General features: G+C 64.7%; 14 protein-coding genes and 1 pseudogene. 9 read left to right on the top strand and 6 right to left on the bottom strand.

Going from position 1 to position 18,873, the window contains the following annotated elements; all coding sequences use genetic code 11:
- The first annotated feature begins 154 nt into the window (after positions 1-154).
- Positions 155-2,572, top strand: coding sequence for a DNA topoisomerase (ATP-hydrolyzing) subunit B (locus tag B7Z66_04465; protein OYV77364.1), 2,418 nt, complete (start codon positions 155-157; stop codon positions 2,570-2,572).
- A gap of 14 nt (positions 2,573-2,586) precedes the next feature.
- Here B7Z66_04465 and B7Z66_04460 read toward each other — a convergent pair whose 3' ends face one another.
- From B7Z66_04460 to B7Z66_04440, 5 genes are all read right to left on the bottom strand, one after another.
- The gene (locus B7Z66_04460; GenBank protein ID OYV77363.1) at positions 2,587-3,357 is read right to left on the bottom strand and encodes a 1-acyl-sn-glycerol-3-phosphate acyltransferase; all 771 of its coding nucleotides are present in this window, start codon (positions 3,355-3,357) and stop codon (positions 2,587-2,589) included.
- 19 nt (positions 3,358-3,376) lie between these two features.
- Positions 3,377-3,943 (bottom strand): D-glycero-beta-D-manno-heptose-1,7-bisphosphate 7-phosphatase, encoded by a 567-nt coding sequence (locus B7Z66_04455; protein ID OYV77362.1) that lies wholly within the window; start codon positions 3,941-3,943, stop codon positions 3,377-3,379.
- A 22-nt stretch (positions 3,944-3,965) separates the two neighbouring features.
- Complete coding sequence (locus B7Z66_04450) at positions 3,966-4,301, bottom strand: pyrophosphatase (GenBank protein OYV77361.1); 336 nt, start codon at positions 4,299-4,301, stop codon at positions 3,966-3,968.
- 70 nt (positions 4,302-4,371) lie between these two features.
- Positions 4,372-6,444, bottom strand: coding sequence for a glycine--tRNA ligase subunit beta (locus B7Z66_04445; protein ID OYV77360.1), 2,073 nt, complete (start codon positions 6,442-6,444; stop codon positions 4,372-4,374).
- Positions 6,437-7,369: a glycine--tRNA ligase subunit alpha gene (locus B7Z66_04440; GenBank protein ID OYV77359.1), complete on the bottom strand. Its 933-nt coding sequence runs from the start codon at positions 7,367-7,369 to the stop codon at positions 6,437-6,439. Before B7Z66_04440 ends, B7Z66_04445 begins: the two co-directional genes overlap by 8 nt.
- A gap of 281 nt (positions 7,370-7,650) precedes the next feature.
- Between B7Z66_04440 and B7Z66_04435 the strand changes: the two are divergent.
- The 8 genes and pseudogenes from B7Z66_04435 to B7Z66_04400 all read left to right on the top strand — a co-directional run bounded on the left by B7Z66_04435 (position 7,651) and on the right by B7Z66_04400 (position 16,389).
- Positions 7,651-8,166, top strand: a pseudogene (locus tag B7Z66_04435) (hypothetical protein).
- Positions 8,167-8,408: 242 nt separating this feature from the next.
- Positions 8,409-9,452 (top strand): tRNA (5-methylaminomethyl-2-thiouridylate)-methyltransferase, encoded by a 1,044-nt coding sequence (locus B7Z66_04430; GenBank protein ID OYV77358.1) that lies wholly within the window; start codon positions 8,409-8,411, stop codon positions 9,450-9,452.
- On the top strand, positions 9,449-9,682 hold the full coding sequence (locus tag B7Z66_04425) for a SirA family protein (protein OYV77357.1): 234 nt from the start codon (positions 9,449-9,451) through the stop codon (positions 9,680-9,682). The genes B7Z66_04430 and B7Z66_04425 overlap by 4 nt, the downstream gene beginning before the upstream one ends.
- 85 nt (positions 9,683-9,767) lie before the next feature.
- Positions 9,768-10,973 carry a hypothetical protein gene (locus B7Z66_04420; GenBank protein ID OYV77356.1) on the top strand — a complete coding sequence of 402 codons (1,206 nt, stop codon included), beginning with the start codon at positions 9,768-9,770 and terminating at the stop codon, positions 10,971-10,973.
- Positions 10,974-11,166: 193 nt separating this feature from the next.
- Complete coding sequence (locus B7Z66_04415; GenBank protein ID OYV77355.1) at positions 11,167-12,573, top strand: type I glutamate--ammonia ligase; 1,407 nt, start codon at positions 11,167-11,169, stop codon at positions 12,571-12,573.
- A gap of 126 nt (positions 12,574-12,699) precedes the next feature.
- Positions 12,700-13,425: a hypothetical protein gene (locus tag B7Z66_04410; protein ID OYV77354.1), complete on the top strand. Its 726-nt coding sequence runs from the start codon at positions 12,700-12,702 to the stop codon at positions 13,423-13,425.
- Positions 13,426-13,892: 467 nt separating this feature from the next.
- Entirely contained in the window at positions 13,893-14,972 is a 1,080-nt protein-coding gene (locus B7Z66_04405) for a two-component system sensor histidine kinase NtrB (GenBank protein OYV77353.1), read from the top strand.
- Positions 14,965-16,389, top strand: coding sequence for a nitrogen regulation protein NR(I) (locus tag B7Z66_04400; GenBank protein OYV77352.1), 1,425 nt, complete (start codon positions 14,965-14,967; stop codon positions 16,387-16,389). The genes B7Z66_04405 and B7Z66_04400 overlap by 8 nt, the downstream gene beginning before the upstream one ends.
- Before the next feature lie 54 nt (positions 16,390-16,443).
- Here B7Z66_04400 and B7Z66_04395 read toward each other — a convergent pair whose 3' ends face one another.
- The gene (locus B7Z66_04395) at positions 16,444-18,873 is read right to left on the bottom strand and encodes a hypothetical protein (protein ID OYV77351.1); all 2,430 of its coding nucleotides are present in this window, start codon (positions 18,871-18,873) and stop codon (positions 16,444-16,446) included.

Raw genomic sequence — 18,873 nt, 5'->3', positions numbered from 1 at the left:
GCGGCGTATCCGCGTCGCTGAAGAAGTAGCGACCAGTACCGACGCCGGAGCGGCCGTTCGACCTGAAGGTGATACCAGCGGGCATGTTTCACGTGAAACCATTTAGGAAAGGCTTAGTGCTATACTCGCGATGTCCTCGGACCCAGGAATTTCCATGACTGCAAGCCCGCGCTACGACTCCTCTAATATCAAAGTCTTGAAAGGTCTGGATGCCGTTCGTAAGCGGCCCGGAATGTACATTGGTGACACCGACGACGGGACAGGCCTCCACCATCTGGTTTTCGAGGTGGTTGACAACTCCATCGACGAGGCCCTGGCCGGCTACTGTTCTGAGGTCAGCGTGGTGGTCCACAGCGACGAGTCGGTCACCGTGGTGGACAATGGAAGGGGCATCCCCGTAGATCTGCATCCGGAAGAGGGGCGTTCCGCTGCGGAGGTCATCATGACCGTGCTCCACGCGGGCGGTAAGTTCGACGACCACTCATATAAGGTGTCCGGCGGGCTTCATGGCGTCGGGGTCTCTGTTGTGAACGCACTGTCCGAGCTTCTGCAGCTTACCATCCGCCGGGACGGCAAGGTTTGGCAGCAGGAATACCGTATGGGGGTCCCCCAAGCACCCCTGCGACCCATCGGTGACAGCGATCAGACTGGCACCGAGGTCAGCTTCAAGCCGGCCTCGAACATCTTTACCAATATCGAATTCCATTACGACATCCTATCCAAACGCCTGCGGGAGTTATCATTCCTGAATTCCGGTGTACGGATCCGCTTGACGGACGAACGTAGCGATAAGACGGACCTGTTTGAGTACCAAGGCGGGATCCGGGCCTTTGTGGAGCACCTCAACCGAAACAAAACCCCCTTACACACGAATGTTTTTTATTTCAGCGCTGAGCGCGATCTGCTCGTGGTGGAATTGGCCATGCAGTGGAACGATTCCTACCAGGAGAACATCTTCTGTTTCACCAACAATATCCCCCAACGGGACGGCGGAACCCACTTGGCCGGGTTGCGCGCGGGCCTGACCCGTACCCTGAATCAGTATATGGAGCAGGAAGGGGTCGCGAAGAAGGCCAAGGTAGTGGTAAGCGGAGACGATGTGCGCGAGGGATTGACCGCAGTCCTGTCAGTCAAGGTGCCGGACCCGAAATTCTCCTCCCAAACTAAGGACAAGCTGGTGTCATCCGAGGTGCGTGCCGTGGTGGAGGCAGCAGTGGCGGAAAAACTACGGGAATATCTACTGGAAAATCCCGCGGACGCCAAGGCCATCACGGGCAAAATCGTCGACGCCGCCCGGGCGCGGGAGGCGGCGCGCCGGGCTCGGGACATGACCCGGCGCAAAGGAGCCTTGGACATGGCCGGCCTTCCCGGCAAGCTGGCGGACTGTCAAGAGCGGGATCCCTCCCAGTCGGAATTATTCCTGGTAGAGGGAGACTCCGCCGGTGGCTCCGCGAAGCAGGGTCGGGATCGGCGCTTTCAGGCCATCCTGCCGTTGAAGGGCAAGATCCTGAACGTTGAAAAAGCAAGATTTGACAAGATGTTATCGTCAACTGAGGTAGCCACCCTGATTACCGCCCTGGGGTGTGGTATCGGGAAGGAAGAATTCAACCCGGATAAGCTTCGTTACCACCGGATCATCATCATGACCGATGCGGATGTGGACGGCTCCCACATCCGCACCCTGTTGCTGACCCTGTTCTACCGGCAGATGCCGGTATTGGTGGAACGCGGCCACGTATATATCGCCCAGCCGCCCCTCTACAAGGTCAAAAAAGGCAAGCAGGAACACTACGTGAAGGACGACCTGGCACTGACGGAATATTTGCTTCAGGTGGCCCTGGATGGTGCCGGCTTGCACGTAAACGCCGCTGCGCCCCCCATTGCCGGGGCTGCACTGGAGGGATTAGCCCGGGACTATACCGCGGTAATGGCAGCTATCGGCCGGTTGTCGCGGCGCCACGACCCAAGGGTGCTGGAGACCATCGTGTACATGCCCGCCCTAGCAAAGGAGGCGGTGTTGGATCGTAGCCAGATGACCGTATGGCTCCAGGAACTGGAGGGTAGGCTCAACGCAGGGCTGGTGGCTGGGGTCCGCTATGAACTGATTCTGGAGCCGGCGGAAGAGGGGGCGCGTGCGCAGGTTCGGGTCCGGCGCCGGACCCACGGGATCGCGACCGAACACCTCCTCCCCACAGAATTTTTTGACTCCGCAGAGTACCGAACCATGGCCGATCTGGGGCGGAAGCTGGACGGACTTCTGGGTGAAGGCGCGTTTATCCAGCGTGGCGAGCGCCGCGAGTCCGTGAGCCATTTCCGGAAGGCCATGGACTGGTTGATGGAGGAGGCCAAGCGCGGCCAGCAGATCCAGCGTTACAAGGGCCTGGGAGAAATGAATCCCGAACAGCTTTGGGAGACCACCATGGATCCGGATAGCCGGCGCCTGCTGCAGGTGAAAATCGAGGACGTAGTCGGCACCGACGAGATCTTCACCACCCTGATGGGGGATCACGTGGAACCGCGCAGGGAGTTCATAGAACGCAACGCCCTGTACGTCACGAACCTGGACGTATAATTATAACTTATTGTTTATAAATTATTTAATTCGTTTGACGCCGCGGGTAGAATGGTTGGGGCCAATGCCGGATACGCAGGGCTGATCCGGGCCATGGTGTCCTCGATCCACGTTTCCACCCTCCGTAAAATTTCCTCCGGCGCCAAACCCTGCGTCTCGATCGGCTCGCCGACCACCACCTGGATGATCCCCGCTCGCTTGCGGAAGCTGCGGCGTGGCCAGAAGTCCCCGGCGTTGTGGGCCACTGGCACGACCGGGTAACCGGATCGGGCCGCCAGTACCGCCCCACCAAGCCGATACCGACCCTTCCGCCCCGGAGCGACCCGGGTGCCCTCCGGAAAGACCACCAGCCAGCGCCCCTGTTGCAGGCGTGCACGCCCCTGCTCGACGAGTTGTTCCACGGCCCGCCGGCCGGCCTTTCGATTGATGGCGACGGGATCCAGCAGCGCCAGGGCCCACCCCAGGAACGGGGTCCACAGCAGCTCCCGCTTGAGTACCCAGGTCTGTTCCGGGAACACCCGCTGGAGCGCCATGGTTTCCCAGGCAGACTGGTGCTTGGCCATTACGATGGCCGGACCGGCGGGGATGCGCTCGGCGCCCTCCACCCGGTAATGCAGCCCACAGCTTACGCCGAGCCACCACAGCGTGAAGCGGGTCCATAGGGTAATGAACCGATATCGCCGAGAGACCGGGAGCGGAAAGGTGAACAGGCTTAGCACCGCCCATACCGGGGTGCTGATCAAACTAACCGCCGCGTAGGCGGCGGACCGCACCCACTCCATCATCGCGCGGTGGCCAGCCCGGTTAATCATCGGCGCCGGCAGATTCTGCCGCCGCGCTTTTGAGGTGGGCGTCGACGAACGCTGCCAAATCGGTGAATACCGGCGTCGACGGCGGAACAGCGCCGGAAGCAAGGGCCGCCGCCCCTTTGCCGGTGCGTACCAGTACCGACTGTGCGCCCACGGTAGCGGCCGCCTCCAGGTCGCGCACGGAATCTCCCACGGCGGGCACACCGGACAGCGAGACACCTAGGCGCCGGGCGATCTCCTCCAACAGACCGGGCCGCGGCTTGCGACAGCGGCAATCGTCCTCGGGACCATGGGGACAAAAGAAAACACCGTCGATGCCGCCACCCATCTCCGCCAGTTCGCGATGCAGCCGGGCGTGTATGTCCATCAGGGTGTCGATGTCGAACAGACCGCGGGCGATCCCCGCCTGGTTGGTGGCGACCACTACCCGGTAGCCGGCTCGGTTGAGCCGTGCGATGGCCTCCAGACTGCCGGGGATCGGCACCCATTCATCGGGCGACTTGATGTAGGCGTCCGAGTCGTGATTGATCACGCCGTCCCGGTCAAGGATGATCATTTTCACGATAACGCTCCCCGGGCCGGGCTCATGGGTCGCGGAATTCCGAGACGCGCACGCGTCCGTTGATCATGCGCGCCTCACGATGCATCAGCCGTTCCATCTTTTCCCAGAACGCTTGCCGAAGATCAAACGGCGCCGAGATCGCGGTTCCGAGCAACAGGATGAACAAATCCGCGCACTCCTCGGCGAGGTGCGCTCGATCCTTGCCTTTGGTTACGCAGGCGGAGATCTCGCCCAATTCCTCCGCCATCAGGGCCACCCGGTAAGCCAGCTCCTCGCCACCAGTGTCCCGAAAGTGGTGTTTGTCGTGGAACCGCTGCACGGCTTCGAGCATTGCCGCGTAAGAGTCGCTCGGATCCATGGCCATACTCCCCGGTGGTTTGCTTTGGCCCGCAGGACTCAGTATACGGGGGCGCGATTCGGCGCGCGAATCACCCTGGGAGCCGCGAGATGTCCGCGATGCGCAGGAATAGCGCGCTGATGGTGTGCAACAGCGCAAGCCGGTTCGCACGCAGCGCGGGGTCCTCGTCCATTACCATTACCGCGTCGAAAAACCGATCCACCGGTTCCTTGAGTCCCGCCAGGCTGGTCAGGGCCCGCGCATAGTCTCCACGGCCGATGTCCGGTTCCACCGCGACCGACAGCGTCTTCACCGTCCGGTGCAGATCGTCCTCCTGCGTGGCGACGATCCGTCCCGAATCCACCGAGGCGCTTGCGGTGTAACCCGCCTGCCGCAGGATATTGCGAATACGTTTGTTGGCGGCGGCAAGGCTCGCGGCTTCCGGCAGCCGCAGAAAGTGCGTCACCCCGCGCACCCGCCGGTCGAAATCCCGTGGCCGCGTCGGTCGGCATGCCAGCACCGCTTCGAACACCTCGGCCGTGACACCTTGCTCGAGGTAGTAGGCGCGCAGCCGCTCCAGCATGAATTCGAACACCTCCGGCGCCACCGCGCCGCCCACCGTGCTGCCGTAGCCCGCCGCTGCTTGATCCAGAAGCTCAACCAGATCCAGGTCCAGGTGCCGCTCGATGAGCAGGCGCAATATACCCACGGCGGCCCGGCGCAGGGCGAAGGGATCCTTGTCGCCGGTGGGCCGTTGCCCGATAGCGAAGATCCCAACCAGTGTATCCAGCCGGTCACTCAGCGCGAGGGTTTGGCCCACTGGGCTCGCGGGCAGGGCATCGCCGGCGTGGCGTGGCATGTACTGCTCATCGATGGCCCGTGCCACCGCTTCCGGCTCCCCGTCTTCGATGGCATAGTAGCGGCCCATGGTTCCCTGCAATTCGGGAAATTCCCCGACCATCTGGGTGACCAGATCACATTTGGCCAGCGCCGCGGCGCGTGCCGCTTCTCCGGGGTCGGCATCCAGACGCGGCGCGATGGCCGCCGCCAGTGCCGCCACCCGCTCGCTCTTGTCGTAGAGGGATCCGAGCTTGTGTTGGAATACCACCGTGCGCAGCGGTTCACGTCGCGCCTGCAGGCTGCGCTTGCGGTCCTGGGCCCAGAAGAACTCCGCATCGGCCAGCCGCGGGCGGATGACCCGCTGATTGCCTGCCACCACCTGTGCCGGATCCCGGCTCTGCAGATTGCTGATGGCTACGAACCGGGGTAGCAGGCCCCCGGCGGGATCTTCCACGGGGAAATATTTCTGGTGTACCTGCATGGTGGAGATCAGCACCTCCTGGGGCAGCGCCAGGAAGCGCGGGTCAAAACTACCTACCAGGGCCACTGGCCATTCCACCAGGGCGGTAACCTCGTCCAAAAGTCCTTCATCCAGCAGCGCGCGACCACCGGCTTGTGCCGCCACACGCGTTGCCTGATCGCGGATGGTCGCGCGGCGCACCGCAAAGTCCGGCTGAACGAAGCCCTCCGCCGCCAGCCGTGCCGGGTAATCGGCGGGCTGCGTCAGGGTTAGGGGCTGCGGGTGATGGAACCGATGTCCCTGCGTGGTGCGACCGGTGCGCACCCCCAGCACATCGGCGTCGATGATGTCTGTGCCGAACAGCAGTACCGCCCAGCGCACCGGCCGCGCGAACGTCGCATCCCCCGACCCCCAACGCATGCGCTTGGGAACCGGCAGAGTGTCCAAGACTCGGCGCAGCAGATCCGGGACGAGGGCGGTGGTGGTTAGGCCCGGTTCCGCGCGGCGAAACACCAACCACGCACCCTTGTCCGTCTCCAACCGTTCCAGGGTCTCCACTGCCACGCCGCAGGAGCGCGCGAAGCCCAACGCGGCTGCGGTTGCGTTCCCATCCTGATCGAAGGCGGTGTTCAGGGCGGGCCCGCGCCGTTCCGCCAGGCGTTCCGGCTGTTTGATGCCCAGGTCCTCGATCCAGACCGCCAGGCGGCGCGGGGTCGCGTAGGGATGCACTACGCCATGGTCCAGCCCGGCGTCCGCAAGGCCAGCGCACAGGCCTGTCGCGAGCGATTCGGATAGCGCGACCAGCGCGCGCGGCGGGAGTTCCTCGGTCCCGATTTCTACCAGCAGATCCCGGTATTCAGTCATGGCCGGGCCCCGTAGCGGCGCGGCTCAACGGAAACCCAAGCGCTTTGCGCCGCTCGAAGTAGCGCTCCGCGACGGCGCGCGCCAGCGCCCGCACGCGCAGCATGTAACGCTGGCGCTCGGTGACCGAGATGGCGTTCCGCGCATCGAGCAGATTGAAGAGATGGGAGGCCTTCAGCACCAGTTCATAAGCAGGCAGTGGCAGGTCCAACTCCGTGAGACGCCGGCTCTGGGCTTCACAGTCCTCGAACCACTGGAACAGCGTATCCACGTCCGCCTGCTCGAAGTTGTAGGCGGACATCTCCACTTCGTTCTGATGGAACACGTCCCGATAGGTGACGCGCCCCAGGGGCCCGTCGGTCCAGGTTAGATCGAACAGGCTCTCCACGTCCTGCAGGTACATGGCGATGCGCTCCAGTCCGTAGGTGATCTCGCCCATCACCGGCGCGCAGTCCAGACCGCCCACCTGCTGGAAATAAGTGAACTGCGTGACCTCCATGCCGTTGAGCCACACCTCCCAGCCGAGGCCCCATGCGCCCAGAGTGGGGGATTCCCAATTGTCCTCCACGAAGCGGATGTCGTGGATCCGCGCGTCAATCCCCAGCGCAGCCAGGGATCCCAGGTAGAGGTCCTGCATCGCGGGGGGGGACGGTTTCAGCACCACCTGGAACTGATAGTAGTGCTGCAGCCGGTTGGGGTTCTCCCCGTAGCGCCCGTCGGTGGGCCGGCGCGAGGGCTGCACGTAGGCGGCGTTCCAGGGTTCCGGACCGATGGCGCGCAAGAAGGTGGCTGGATGGAAGGTCCCGGCGCCCACTTCCAGGTCCAGGGGTTGCAGCAGGACACAGCCCTGTTCCGCCCAGTAGCGCTGCAGGGCGAGAATGAGACCTTGAAAAGTGGCCGGAGGTTTCGGGGCGACTTCGCTGGGCACGTGCGGATATCCGCTTGGGTCGGTCCTGAAAAGACGGGCCAGTATAGCGTGGATGGGGATGTGAACGAAGGCGCGGGTGTGGCCGGGGCCGCCACCACACCACCAGGGCCGAGTGTGCCCGCCGCCGGCACGACGTGGACTGGCGCCGTGGCGTGGCAGCTGGAACAAGACCAACGGGCGATATCTCGCAACCTACCGTCAGGGTTGTTCCCCGCTCGCCGGGCCCCCGGGCGCTAAAGATCCCGGGGGCGGCGGTCGATGCAGTGGGTGGGAGGCCCCGGATGACGGAACTTGTGCTCCAACCCACCGCCACTGCCCAGTGGCATGCCCTGGTCCACGACGCGCAGCGTGTCTGCCACTGTGACTTGGACGAGGATCTGGAAAGTTACTTGGTCTTTCTGTTGATGCGTTTCGTCGCAGAGCCCGAACTGGCGGCCCGCGTCATGGCCCTGGAGTATCTGCGTGGGGCCGCTGCCAGCGGACGGGTACGGGCCGAGCGGCTGCGGGCCGTCGGGGATCAGTGCCTGCTCTACTCCGGGCTTTTCCCGCGCCGCGCCGAACGCCGCCTGGTGTGTACCAGCTATTTTGTGAGCCTGGGGCGTACCGCCTACCAGGATTTGGCGGACTCTTTCACGCGCGGCGCCTACGCCCTTTTCGCCCGGCTCGCCGCCGCGTTCGTGCCCCTGATGGATGTGCTCCAGACCATGCGGGACCTGGACGGCCGTCCTTGTCCGGACCTGCTGGGCAGCGCCGAGCTGTGGCGCGATACCGGCAGCGTCCGCGCCTTTCGGGCCCTGGTGAAGGCCACCGGGGGCGTGCCAGCGCCCCGCTCGGAGACCGGCGCCGGAGACGGGCCCCTGCACTGAACCGTTACCGCGGGTTTGTCGCCGGTACCGGGATCTTCTACACTTCATCACTACGGTATGCGCAGGTGCCGTGGCGAACGGGACCCTGCGCGGCCCGCTCGCCCGCCGGACCCGGGGTGGGCAGAGGGCGCCTGCCGTTAGATCCATTTTCCTGCCGACCCCAGGGGACTCCCATGACTGAACCGCGCAAGGCAGTGGCGCTGGTGTCCGGTGGCCTTGACTCCATGCTGGCCGTGAAAGTGATCTTGGACCAGGGCATCCATGTGGAGGGGATCAATTTCTTCACGGGATTCTGCGTCGAGGGACACACCCATGCCATACGCGACCGTGACCGGGCGCGCCCAAAACGCAACAACGCCCTGTGGGTGGCCGAGCAGCTCGGGATCCGGTTGCACATCCTGGACGTATCCCAGGACTACAAGGACGTGGTGCTCAATCCCCGCCACGGCTACGGCCAAAACCTCAACCCGTGCCTGGACTGCAAGGGGTTCATGGTGGGGCGGGCGCGGGCTTGGATGGAGGCCCACGGTTTCGACTTCGTGATCACCGGGGAGGTCCTGGGCCAGCGTCCCATGTCCCAGCGCCGCGATACCCTCCCGGTGGTGGCACGGGAGTCGGGCGCCGGGGACCGGTTGTTGCGTCCGCTGTGTGCCCGGTTGCTGCCGCCCACCTTGCCTGAGCGGGAGGGCTGGGTGGACCGCGAGCGGCTGTTGGATTTCAACGGACGGTCCCGCAAGCCCCAGATGGCCTTGGCCAAGCGCTACGGATTCAGCGACTACGCTCAGCCTGCCGGCGGCTGCTGCTTCCTCACGGATGCGCGCTACTCGGCAAAGCTGCAGGACCTGTGGCAGGCACAGGGGGTCCGGGACTACGAACTAGACGATATCATGCTGTTAAAGGTAGGGCGCCACCTGCGCCCGCGCCCTCACTTCAAGCTCATTATTGCCCGGGAAGAAGGCGAGAATCGATTCCTGGAGGGCTACCGGCGGCAGTTTACCCACCTGACCACCGTGAGCCACCCCGGGCCCCTGGCCTTGGTAGACGGGGCGGCGGACGGCACGGATCTGGAGCTGGCCGCGCGTCTGACTGCCCGCTTCAGCCAAGGCCGGGACGCACCGTGGGTCCAGGTGGAGGTGACGCCCCTCGGAAAGGCCCCGCGCGTGCTGGAGGTGGCGCCGCTGGCGGCGGATGGGGTTCCCAAGGAGTGGTATCTGTGACCTGTCAGGTACTGGACGCACGCCGTCTGCTGTGTCCCCTGCCGGTGATCCGTACCCAGGATCGGGTTCGCCTTATGCTCCCCGGGGACCGGCTGGAGATCCGTTGCACCGACCCCGGTGCCACCCACGATATCCCGGTCTGGTGCCGCATGTACGGTCACCGGGTACTGGAGACCCGGGAGTCCGGGGGGGAAATCGTGATCACCATCGAGGTGGCCGTCGGCTCGTGAGGCCAAGTTCCCGCAGCGGTTCCGCGCACCGCCGGTCTGGTGGATAATACCCGCCGAACCGGCCCTTCCGGCGCCGCGCGATCCCATGACCCCTTCCCCACGCATGTCCAACGGCATCACCGACAACGCTATCCCGTCTCCGGACGCGGACGCTCGCTATCAGGCCTCCCGCCGGGTCACCGTAGTGGGCGCGATGGTGAACGTGGTGCTGTCCGTGGTGAAGGTCGTGTTCGGCTTGCAGGGACATTCGCAGGCTTTGGTGGCGGATGGGATACACTCGCTGTCCGATCTTGTGTCCGACGCCATGGTTCTGGTGGCGGTCCGCCACGGTAGCCGGGACGCGGACGAAGACCATCCCTATGGCCATGGACGTATCGAGACGGTCATCACCGTCGCGCTCGGCGTGTTTCTGATCCTGGTGGGGGCTGGGATCATGTACGATGCGGGCTACCGTCTCTTCGCGCCCCGGGACCTGTTGCGCCCGGACGTGCTGACCCTGGTGATCGCCGCCCTGTCCATCGTATCCAAGGAGGCGCTCTACCACTACACGGCGCGCGCCGCGCGCCGCTTCCGTTCCAACGTGCTGCGGGCCAACGCTTGGCATCATCGCAGCGATGCCATCTCCTCCGTGGTGGTGGCGGTGGGGATCGCGGGAACCCTTGCGGGCCTCCCCTACCTGGACGCCATCGCCGCCATCGTGGTGGCGGCGATGATCGCCAAGATCGGCTGGGGCCTGATGTGGCAGAGCGTGCGTGAGCTCATCGACACCGGCCTGGAGCGGGAACGGGTGGTAGCGGTCGAACATGCCATACAATCCGTGCCAGGGGTGAAGGCCCTGCACATGCTGCGCAGCCGGCGGATGGGCTCCGACGCGCTCGTGGACGTGCATATCCTGGTGGAACCAACCTTGAGCGTATCCGAAGGGCACCAGATCAGTGAGACGGTACGTGCGCGGTTGATCCGCCAGTTCGAGGAGATCACGGACGTGTTGGTGCATATCGACCCGGAAGACGATGCGACCGTATCCCCATCGCAGCACTTGCCCCAGAGGGATGAGATGCTGGTGCGGTTGCGCCGCGAATGGCGTGGACTGGACGAGGCGCGTCGCCTGCGCCGAGTCACCCTCCATTATCTGGGGGGCAAGGTGAATGTCGAGTTGGTGCTGCCGCTCGCGGTGGTGACGGATCTGGACTCCGCAGAAACACTCGCGGAGGCCCTGGCCCGCGGGGCCCGGAATCTTCCCGAGGTGGGGAAGGTCGCGGTGCACTTCGAGAGCGCGCTCGCACGATAACGGTGCGCAGGCGGCCAGTTTGCACTATCATGACGCATTTTTTGAAAAAGTCGGGCCGCCGGACCACCGTAAGCACTGAAATAACAGGCGGTTATATCAATGGCACAGTTTGTGCTCTTTACAACCAACCGGTTCCGGCGGCCGCGCAGATGCATCGCGCAGCGCCTCCCGTCACTGTCCAGGAGGACCTTTCATGTCCGCGAAAGTACTGAAGTTGCTCAAAGACCAGGGTGTCAAATTTGTCGACCTCCGGTTCGCCGACACCCGTGGTAAAGAACAGCATCTGTCCATGCCGGCGAGCCAAGTGGACGGCAGCTTTTTCAAGGACGGCAAGATGTTCGATGGTTCCAGCATCGCCGGCTGGAAAGGGATCAATGAATCCGACATGGTGCTAATGCCGGACCCGGAAACGGCGGTGATGGACCCGTTTACCGACGAGCCGACCCTGATCGTGCGCTGCGATATCCTCGAGCCCACCACCATGCAGGGTTACGACCGCGATCCGCGGACGATCGCCAAGCGCGCCGAGGCCTACCTGAAGTCCACCAAGATCGCCGATACCGCCTACTTCGGGCCGGAGCCGGAGTTTTTCATCTTTGACGACGCGCGCTGGGGTGCGGAGATGCGCGGCGCGTTCTACAAGATCGACTCCGACGAGGCATCGTGGAACTCCGAGCGCGTCTTCGATGACGGCAACATCGGGCACCGTCCCTCCGTCAAGGGCGGATATTTCCCGGTGCCACCGGTGGACTCCCTGCAAGATATCCGCTCCGCCATGTGTCTGGCACTGGAGGAGATGGGGTTGAAGGTGGAGGTGCATCATCACGAGGTGGCAACCGCTGGTCAGTGCGAGATCGGCACCGCCTTCAACACCCTTACCCGCAAGGCGGACGAACTGCTGATCCTCAAGTACGTGGTTCAGAACGTGGCCCACGCCTACGGCAAGACGGCGACCTTCATGCCGAAACCCTTGGTGGGCGACAACGGCAGCGGCATGCATGTGCACCAGTCCCTGGCCAAGCAGGGCAAGAATCTGTTCGCGGGCAACAAGTACGGTGGGTTGTCGGAACTCGCGCTTTACTATATCGGCGGCATCTTCAAGCACGCGCGTGCCCTGAATGCCTTTACGAACTCAGGTACCAACAGTTACAAGCGCCTGGTCCCGGGTTTCGAGGCACCGGTGCTGCTGGCCTACTCGGCGCGCAATCGCTCCGCATCGGTGCGTATCCCGTACGTGGCCAACCCAAAGGCGCGGCGCATCGAGGTACGGTTCCCGGACTCCAGCGGCAACCCGTACTTCACCTTTGCGGCGTTGATGATGGCGGGCATCGACGGGATCCTCAATAAGATCCACCCCGGCGAGGCCATGGACAAGGACCTGTACGATCTTCCGCCGGAAGAGGAAAAGAAGATCCCCACGGTGTGTCACGCGCTGGATCAGGCGCTTGGCATATTGGACAAGGACCGCAAGTTCCTCACCGCCGGTGGAGTGTTTTCCGACGATATGATCGACGGGTATATCGACCTGAAGATGAAGGAGGTCACCCGCCTGCGCATGACCACGCATCCAGTGGAATTTGATCTCTATTATAGCCTGTGAAGTTGCCGTAAACGTGCGGCTCACAGACGCCCCCTTGCGGGGGCGTCTGTCGTTTGAGGCCCCCGCCGTGGCCCCCGTGCCGGCGCGGCCGGGAAGCGGGGCAGGCTACCCTGCGCGCTACCCTTCATGGCCGGGCCCTTGCGCCCCAGGACCGGCTCCACTATCGTAGTCGTCATGAATCGCAGCTGGGTCATACTTGCCCTGTGGGCGGTGCCAATGCTGGCGTCTGCCGCCAACGTCTACCGCTGGGTGGGCAAGGACGGGTCGGTGGTCTTTTCCGACCAACCCCGCCCCGGGGCCCAGAAAGTGGTGATCCCGCCGGCCAACGTCTACGATCCGGCCAAGCTCCCGGTGCCGGGGGTGACCGGCACCGCGGGCATGGCAGGGCACGCCGTCTACGCGTCCCTGAAGATCACCGCACCCGGGCCCGATGCCACGGTGCGCCAGAACAATGGGGATGTCGCCGTGAAGGTGGCGATCCACCCGGCGCTCAGGGCAGGGGAAGGCGACACCATAGTTCTGCTGCTGGACGGCTCCCGCTTGCCGCACCAATACGCGGCGCCGGATATGGTGATTCCCAACGTGGATCGTGGCACCCACACCCTGGAGGCCCAGGTGGTGGGGCCTACGGGTAACGTACTGACGTCGAGCCCAGTGGTCACGTTTCACTTGATGCGGTTCTCCGCGCTCCTCGCACCGAACCCCGCGGGGACCCAGGGATCGCCCGGCCCCAATGTGCTGAGTTCCAACCCCAATGTCCGGTCGCAAAACCCTAATGTACTTTCTTCGAATCCGAACGTACTCAGCCCCAACTCCAATATCCCCCGCCCGCTACGCAGCGGCGCCCCCTAACGCCTTGTCCAAGTAGTCGTGTCGGTACTGCGGCGGCGGGCAACCGTCCTATTTTTCTGATCGTGTCCGTTCCGATGGCGCGGATCGACGCCTAGTCGAGGCGGCCCCTGAGAAGAGAATACGGCCCGGCCCTGGCTACGTGGGCAGCCGCGGCCGGAAACCGCTCAGAAATCCGGGCTAGAGCCCGTCTCATCGGCTATTGACGCGTGACCCGTGGGCTCATTGCTGCGGCGCAGCGGCGCCCAAAATGCACTATCATGGTGCGCACAGGGTCGCTAAGTGGCCACCCATATCCCCGCAGGGAACCTCAATGCGTGCAAGCGTGCGTTGGCGCACCGCGGCCGCACACCGCTGTCCATGGCAGTGCATTGTTCGTAAATGATTTTTTTCAGAATCCCGCGAAAGATTTGATACCCGCGACGGGGAGTGGTTTGGTTTTTGCAAGAGGTTTTGCAAGAGGTTCAGATATGCCAGCGCCGGTCTTGCCAATGCGGAATGGGGCCCAAAGGGTCCTCGAGAATCTCAGCGTCGCGGTCCTATTGCTGGGGGACGGTCTCACCCTGCGCTACCTGAATCCGGCCGCGGAGATGCTGCTGGAGGTCAGCGCACGCCAGGCACGGGGGTTCCACCTGAACCAGCTCCTGCCCGGCGCCGAGTGCCTCACCCCGATCCTGGCCCAGGCCCTGGCGGGCGCCCACCCCTACACCGAACGGGGGCTGGAGCTGCGGCTCCCCATTGACCGCCTGGTCACCGTTGACTGCACCGTGACCCCGATTTTGGAGGCCGACTCCAGCCCCGCGGTGGTGCTGGAACTGCTACAGGTGGACCGCCACCTACGCATCACGCGGGAAGAGAACCTGATCGCCCAGAGCCAAGTAACCCGCGCCCTCATCCGCGGGCTCGCCCACGAGATCAAGAACCCCCTGGGTGGCCTGCGCGGAGCGGCACAACTCCTGGAACGGGAACTCCCCGGCGCGCATCTCAGGGAGTACACCCGCATCATCATCGGCGAGGCGGACCGGCTGCAGTCCCTGGTGGACCGGATGCTGGGTCCTAATGGACTGCCCCGCAAGCGCGAGATCAACCTGCACCAGGTGGTCGAGCATGTGCGCAACCTGGTGGAGGTGGAAGCGCCCGCCGGGGTGCGAATCCAGCGTGACTACGACCCCAGCATCCCGCCCCTCTGGGCGGATCCGGACCAGCTGGTGCAGGCGTTGTTAAACATCGTGCGCAATGCCCTTCAGGCGGTGGCCGATCAGGGGACCATCGCGTTGCGCACCCGCGCCCAACGCCAGTTCACCATCGGTACCCGGCGCCACAAACTGGTGGCACGGATCGACGTGGTGGACGATGGTCCGGGGATTCCACCGGAACTTCAGGAGAGCATCTTCTTCCCGATGATCACGGGTCGTGCGGGCGGTACCGGGCTCGGTCTCTCCATTGCCCAATCACTGGTAAACCAGCACGGCGGATTGATCGAATACACCAGCCGTCCGGGCCATACCGAATTCACCCTGCTGTTGCCATTGGAGTGCCGCGATGAGTAGCCCGGAACGCATTTGGATCATCGATGATGACCGCTCGATCCGCTGGGTGCTGGAACGTGCCCTGCGGCAAGCGGACATGAGTGTGAAGACCTTCGAGAGCGCCGACGGCGTGCTGGACGCCCTGTCCCGCGATGTCCCGGATGCGATCATCACCGACATCCGCATGCCGGGCACCGATGGACTGCAATTGCTGGAGCGGATACGCGCGCACTATCCGGACCTGCCGGTGATCGTGATCACCGCGCATTCCGATTTGGACAGCGCCGTATCCGCCTTCCAGGGCGGCGCATTTGAATATCTTCCCAAGCCCTTCGACGTCGATGACGCACTCGCGGTGGTCCGCCGCGCCGTCGCACACCGGCGCGAACGCAGCGTTGGGGGTGGCGGTACCCAAAGCGCGCGCATGCCGGAGATCATCGGCGAAGCCCCGGCCATGCAGGAGGTGTTCCGCGCCATCGGCAGGCTGTCGCGGTCCAACATCACAGTGCTCATCACCGGCCAGTCAGGGACCGGCAAGGAACTGGTGGCGCGCGCCTTGCACCGCCACAGCCCGCGTACCGACCACCCCTTCATCGCCCTCAACATGGCGGCGATTCCCCGCGACCTTCTGGAGTCGGAGCTGTTCGGCCACGAGCGTGGCGCATTCACGGGCGCCACCGGCCAGCGACGCGGGCGCTTTGAGCAGGCCGACGGTGGCTCCCTCTTTCTGGACGAGATCGGCGATATGCCGGCGGAGTTGCAGACCCGGTTGTTACGCGTGCTGTCGGACGGGGAGTTCTACCGGGTTGGGGGACATACCGCGATCCAGGTGGACGTGCGGATCATCGCGGCCACCCACCAGGACCTGAGCCAGCGGGTGCAGGAGGGTACCTTTCGGGAAGACCTGTTCCACCGCCTGAATGTCATCCGGATCCAGATCCCGCCGCTGCGGGAACGGCGCACCGATATCCCCGGCCTGGCGCGCGTGTTTCTGGAACAGGCGGCGCAGGAGCTCGACGTGGCACCCAAGGCCTTGCGCCCGGATGTGGACGCCTACCTCCAGAACCTGGACTGGCCCGGTAATGTGCGCCAGCTGGAAAATACCTGCCGCTGGCTTACCGTGATGGCCCCCGGGCGGGAGATCCATATGGCGGACCTACCGCCGGAATTGCGGGAAGACGCCGGTGTCCCGACCCGCGAAGAGGACTGGGAATCGGGCCTGAAAAGGTGGGCGGAGCAGCGCCTCGCCCAGGGTGAACGGGCGATCCTGGATGAGGCGACCCCGCGGCTGGAGCGCATCCTGATCGAAACCGCCTTGCGGCGTACTGGTGGACGGCGTCAGGATGCCGCCAAGCTCCTGGGCTGGGGGCGCAACACCCTCACCCGGAAGATCCGCGAACTGGGCATGGAGGCGACGCTAGGCCACGAGCCTTCCTGAGCGGCTGCAGGGCCCCCGCGCGGGACGCGCGCGCCCGCGATTAGGTGCCGCGTTCTACGGGAGCTCGCGCTGATAAATCACGCGGTTGGGGGCCTTGAAGATGCCGAAGGAGGCGAGCGCACTGGGATTGGACAGCGAGCCGCTCGCGTTCCAGTCATACTGCAGCCAACTCGCCACGGTCCCGGTCACGTCCACCGAACCGACCTTGCCGGCGCCGGGAGCCGACAGGGTCAGGGCGCCGCTGCCCGCACTCAAGGTGACGCCGGTGATGGCGGTGTCTCCGGGATGCAGGGCGCCGGACCAGTTCCCGAGGGTGAAGCTGCCTGCGCTGAGGGTCGTGCAGGTGTCGGCAGTGTTGGGTACCCACTGGGCTGTGGCATCCTGGTAGTACTGCACCGCCAGGGGCATGGTGAGATCGAGCAACTCCGAGCCGAAGGCATTCTGCAAAAATACCCGCCCGCTGCGGATCTCGGTAGTGCCCTCCAGGTGCCCCGCTGAAGTCACCGCGTCGGTATCCGTGGCGCGCACCGCAAGCGTGTACGGGGCGGTGTCCTTGTTGGTGAATGTATAGGTGATCTGGTTGTCGGAACCGACCCCATGGACATAGTCGAGGGCCGCGAGCAGGTTGTTGCTCAGGGTGCCTCCGGTTCCGGCGTTGGCGTCGGAGAAGGTGGTGAGCTTGGCGTATCCCAGGTTCCCGTCATAGTTCTGGGTGACGGTGCCCAAGGTATTGTATGCCGTCGCAGTGACGTTGAAGGGCTGCGCGGAATAGGTGAACGGCGCGCCGCTGCAACCTGGGGTCACCACGGTCTGGAAATACGCCGGAATGAAGCGCCCCACCACGGCGTTGCCGTAGACGTTGATCCCAGGGGTATTCAGATAGTTTGCCGCCTGCGCTTGCAGGGTGAAGCTGCCCACCTCGCTGTATTGCAAGGGGCTGGCGGTGGTGCTGCCACCGCCGTAGGCCGCCTGGGGAAGCGTGACCGGTGCGGTACCACCCAGCGTCAGATTGCCGCGGACACCGCCCGCTGGCTGGAACGGCGTGCCGGCCGCAAGGGCGGTATTCCAGGCAAAGCTGGGAGTCAGCGGGTTGTCCGCCAAGTTTGCGCCCGGTGCCGGGCTGCCGGTATTGCCCGGATCGTCCGCGGCCTGCCATTGCACGCCGCGCACCGTGGCGCTGAATCCGCCGCCCGCAGCGGTGAATACCGCGCCCCCCGGCGTGGTGCTGCCGGGGTTCGGCGTGGCGCCGGCGCTGATGTTTACCAGCGCCAGTGCAAACGGACGCACGGTCAGGGTGGCGCTGCTCCCATCGATGGGCCGCGCACCGCCGGTCAGGTCCTTGGCGAAGCCGCTGGTATCGTCCCGCAGGCCGAGGGCGTATTTGCCCACGTCGGAGGTGTTTAAAGTGAAGGGCGCCTGACCGGAGCTGAAAGCGAGGCTCAGATCGTTCGCCGCGGGGATCGCACCGGGCAAGGTTACGCCGCCGATGGCGGGTGGCAGCGCGCCCGCCGGATCGCTGGGGTCCGCCACGTACCACGCCTTGAGGGGCTTGACCCCCGCGTATCCCGTCGCAATGGCGCAGTTGCCGGTAGTGGGGTCGCGGCGCCACAGCGCAACGTCGAACCCATGGGGCCGCGCCGCCACCACCTGGGTGCCGAGCGGGTCAGTCGGCGTGATGACGAAGGCGTCGTCGCGGAAGCTGACCGGCGCGGAAGTGGACGTCACGTTCGCGGTGGGGTCCGTTACCGTAACGGTGAGGTCGTCGGCGTGCACGTCGGCGAGATTGAGAACCACACTCCCGTTGTCGGCGGGGACGAACTGATAGGTCCCGGTCCCACTGTCCGCGGCGCCCGGCGTCACGGTACCGGAGGCGGTATTCACTGACCAAGTCCCATGTCCAGCGGAGTCGCTCAGGTTGACGAGCCCGCCGTAGGTAGTCAGCACATTGTTGGCGGCATCCTCGGCGGTGATGGTGACGGGCAGCGGTGAGCAGGTGCTGGCGGTCCCGGTGCCCACGCCGATCGTGAAATGATCCAACGCGACGCACGGATGGGTGGCGTTCATGTCGAACAGGATCTCGGCCGGGGTGAGCACCTGGCGGTAGATCCGCACCTCGTCCATGACCCCGTCCGCAGAACCCCCGGTGGCGCCCGGCGGCCCCTGGAAACTGCTGCGGTTGTTCCCCAGATAGAGGCTGTTCAAGGCCCCCAGGGCACCGCTGGAGCCGGAGGCCGAGTCGGTGGCTGCCAGGTTGCCGTTCACGTAGATCTGTATCGTTCCCGCCCCCAGGTCCCAGGTCACGGCGATGTGGACCCAGGTCTTCTTCCCGAAGGAAAAACGTCCGGTCTGCGCCGCGTAGCCGTTGCCCTGGTTGTCATCGAAGCCAAAGCGGAGCTGGCCGCGGTTGCGCAGGTCCAGGAAGAAATAGTTATCCTGGGCGTTGTTACCGTTGGGCGGTGCCGGCTTGGATGCGTCGAACAGCAT

This window comes from Chromatiales bacterium 21-64-14 (assembly GCA_002255365.1).
Classification (GTDB): domain Bacteria; phylum Pseudomonadota; class Gammaproteobacteria; order 21-64-14; family 21-64-14; genus 21-64-14.
Note: the sequence above shows the minus strand (reverse complement) of the source record. Positions and strands in the feature narration are given on the sequence as shown.

Excerpts from the sequence above, each read along its gene's own strand:
- B7Z66_04465 (OYV77364.1), top strand. The coding sequence starts at position 155 with ATGACTGCAAGCCCGCGCTACGACTCCTCTAATATCAAAGTCTTGAAA.
- B7Z66_04405 (OYV77353.1), top strand. The coding sequence starts at position 13,893 with ATGCCAGCGCCGGTCTTGCCAATGCGGAATGGGGCCCAAAGGGTCCTC.
- B7Z66_04410 (OYV77354.1), top strand. The coding sequence starts at position 12,700 with ATGGCCGGGCCCTTGCGCCCCAGGACCGGCTCCACTATCGTAGTCGTC.
- B7Z66_04420 (OYV77356.1), top strand. The coding sequence starts at position 9,768 with ATGACCCCTTCCCCACGCATGTCCAACGGCATCACCGACAACGCTATC.
- B7Z66_04395 (OYV77351.1), bottom strand. The coding sequence starts at position 18,873 with ATGCTGTTCGACGCATCCAAGCCGGCACCGCCCAACGGTAACAACGCC.
- B7Z66_04450 (OYV77361.1), bottom strand. The coding sequence starts at position 4,301 with ATGGATCCGAGCGACTCTTACGCGGCAATGCTCGAAGCCGTGCAGCGG.
- B7Z66_04460 (OYV77363.1), bottom strand. The coding sequence starts at position 3,357 with ATGATGGAGTGGGTGCGGTCCGCCGCCTACGCGGCGGTTAGTTTGATC.
- B7Z66_04415 (OYV77355.1), top strand. The coding sequence starts at position 11,167 with ATGTCCGCGAAAGTACTGAAGTTGCTCAAAGACCAGGGTGTCAAATTT.
- B7Z66_04430 (OYV77358.1), top strand. The coding sequence starts at position 8,409 with ATGACTGAACCGCGCAAGGCAGTGGCGCTGGTGTCCGGTGGCCTTGAC.
- B7Z66_04400 (OYV77352.1), top strand. The coding sequence starts at position 14,965 with ATGAGTAGCCCGGAACGCATTTGGATCATCGATGATGACCGCTCGATC.
- B7Z66_04445 (OYV77360.1), bottom strand. The coding sequence starts at position 6,444 with ATGACTGAATACCGGGATCTGCTGGTAGAAATCGGGACCGAGGAACTC.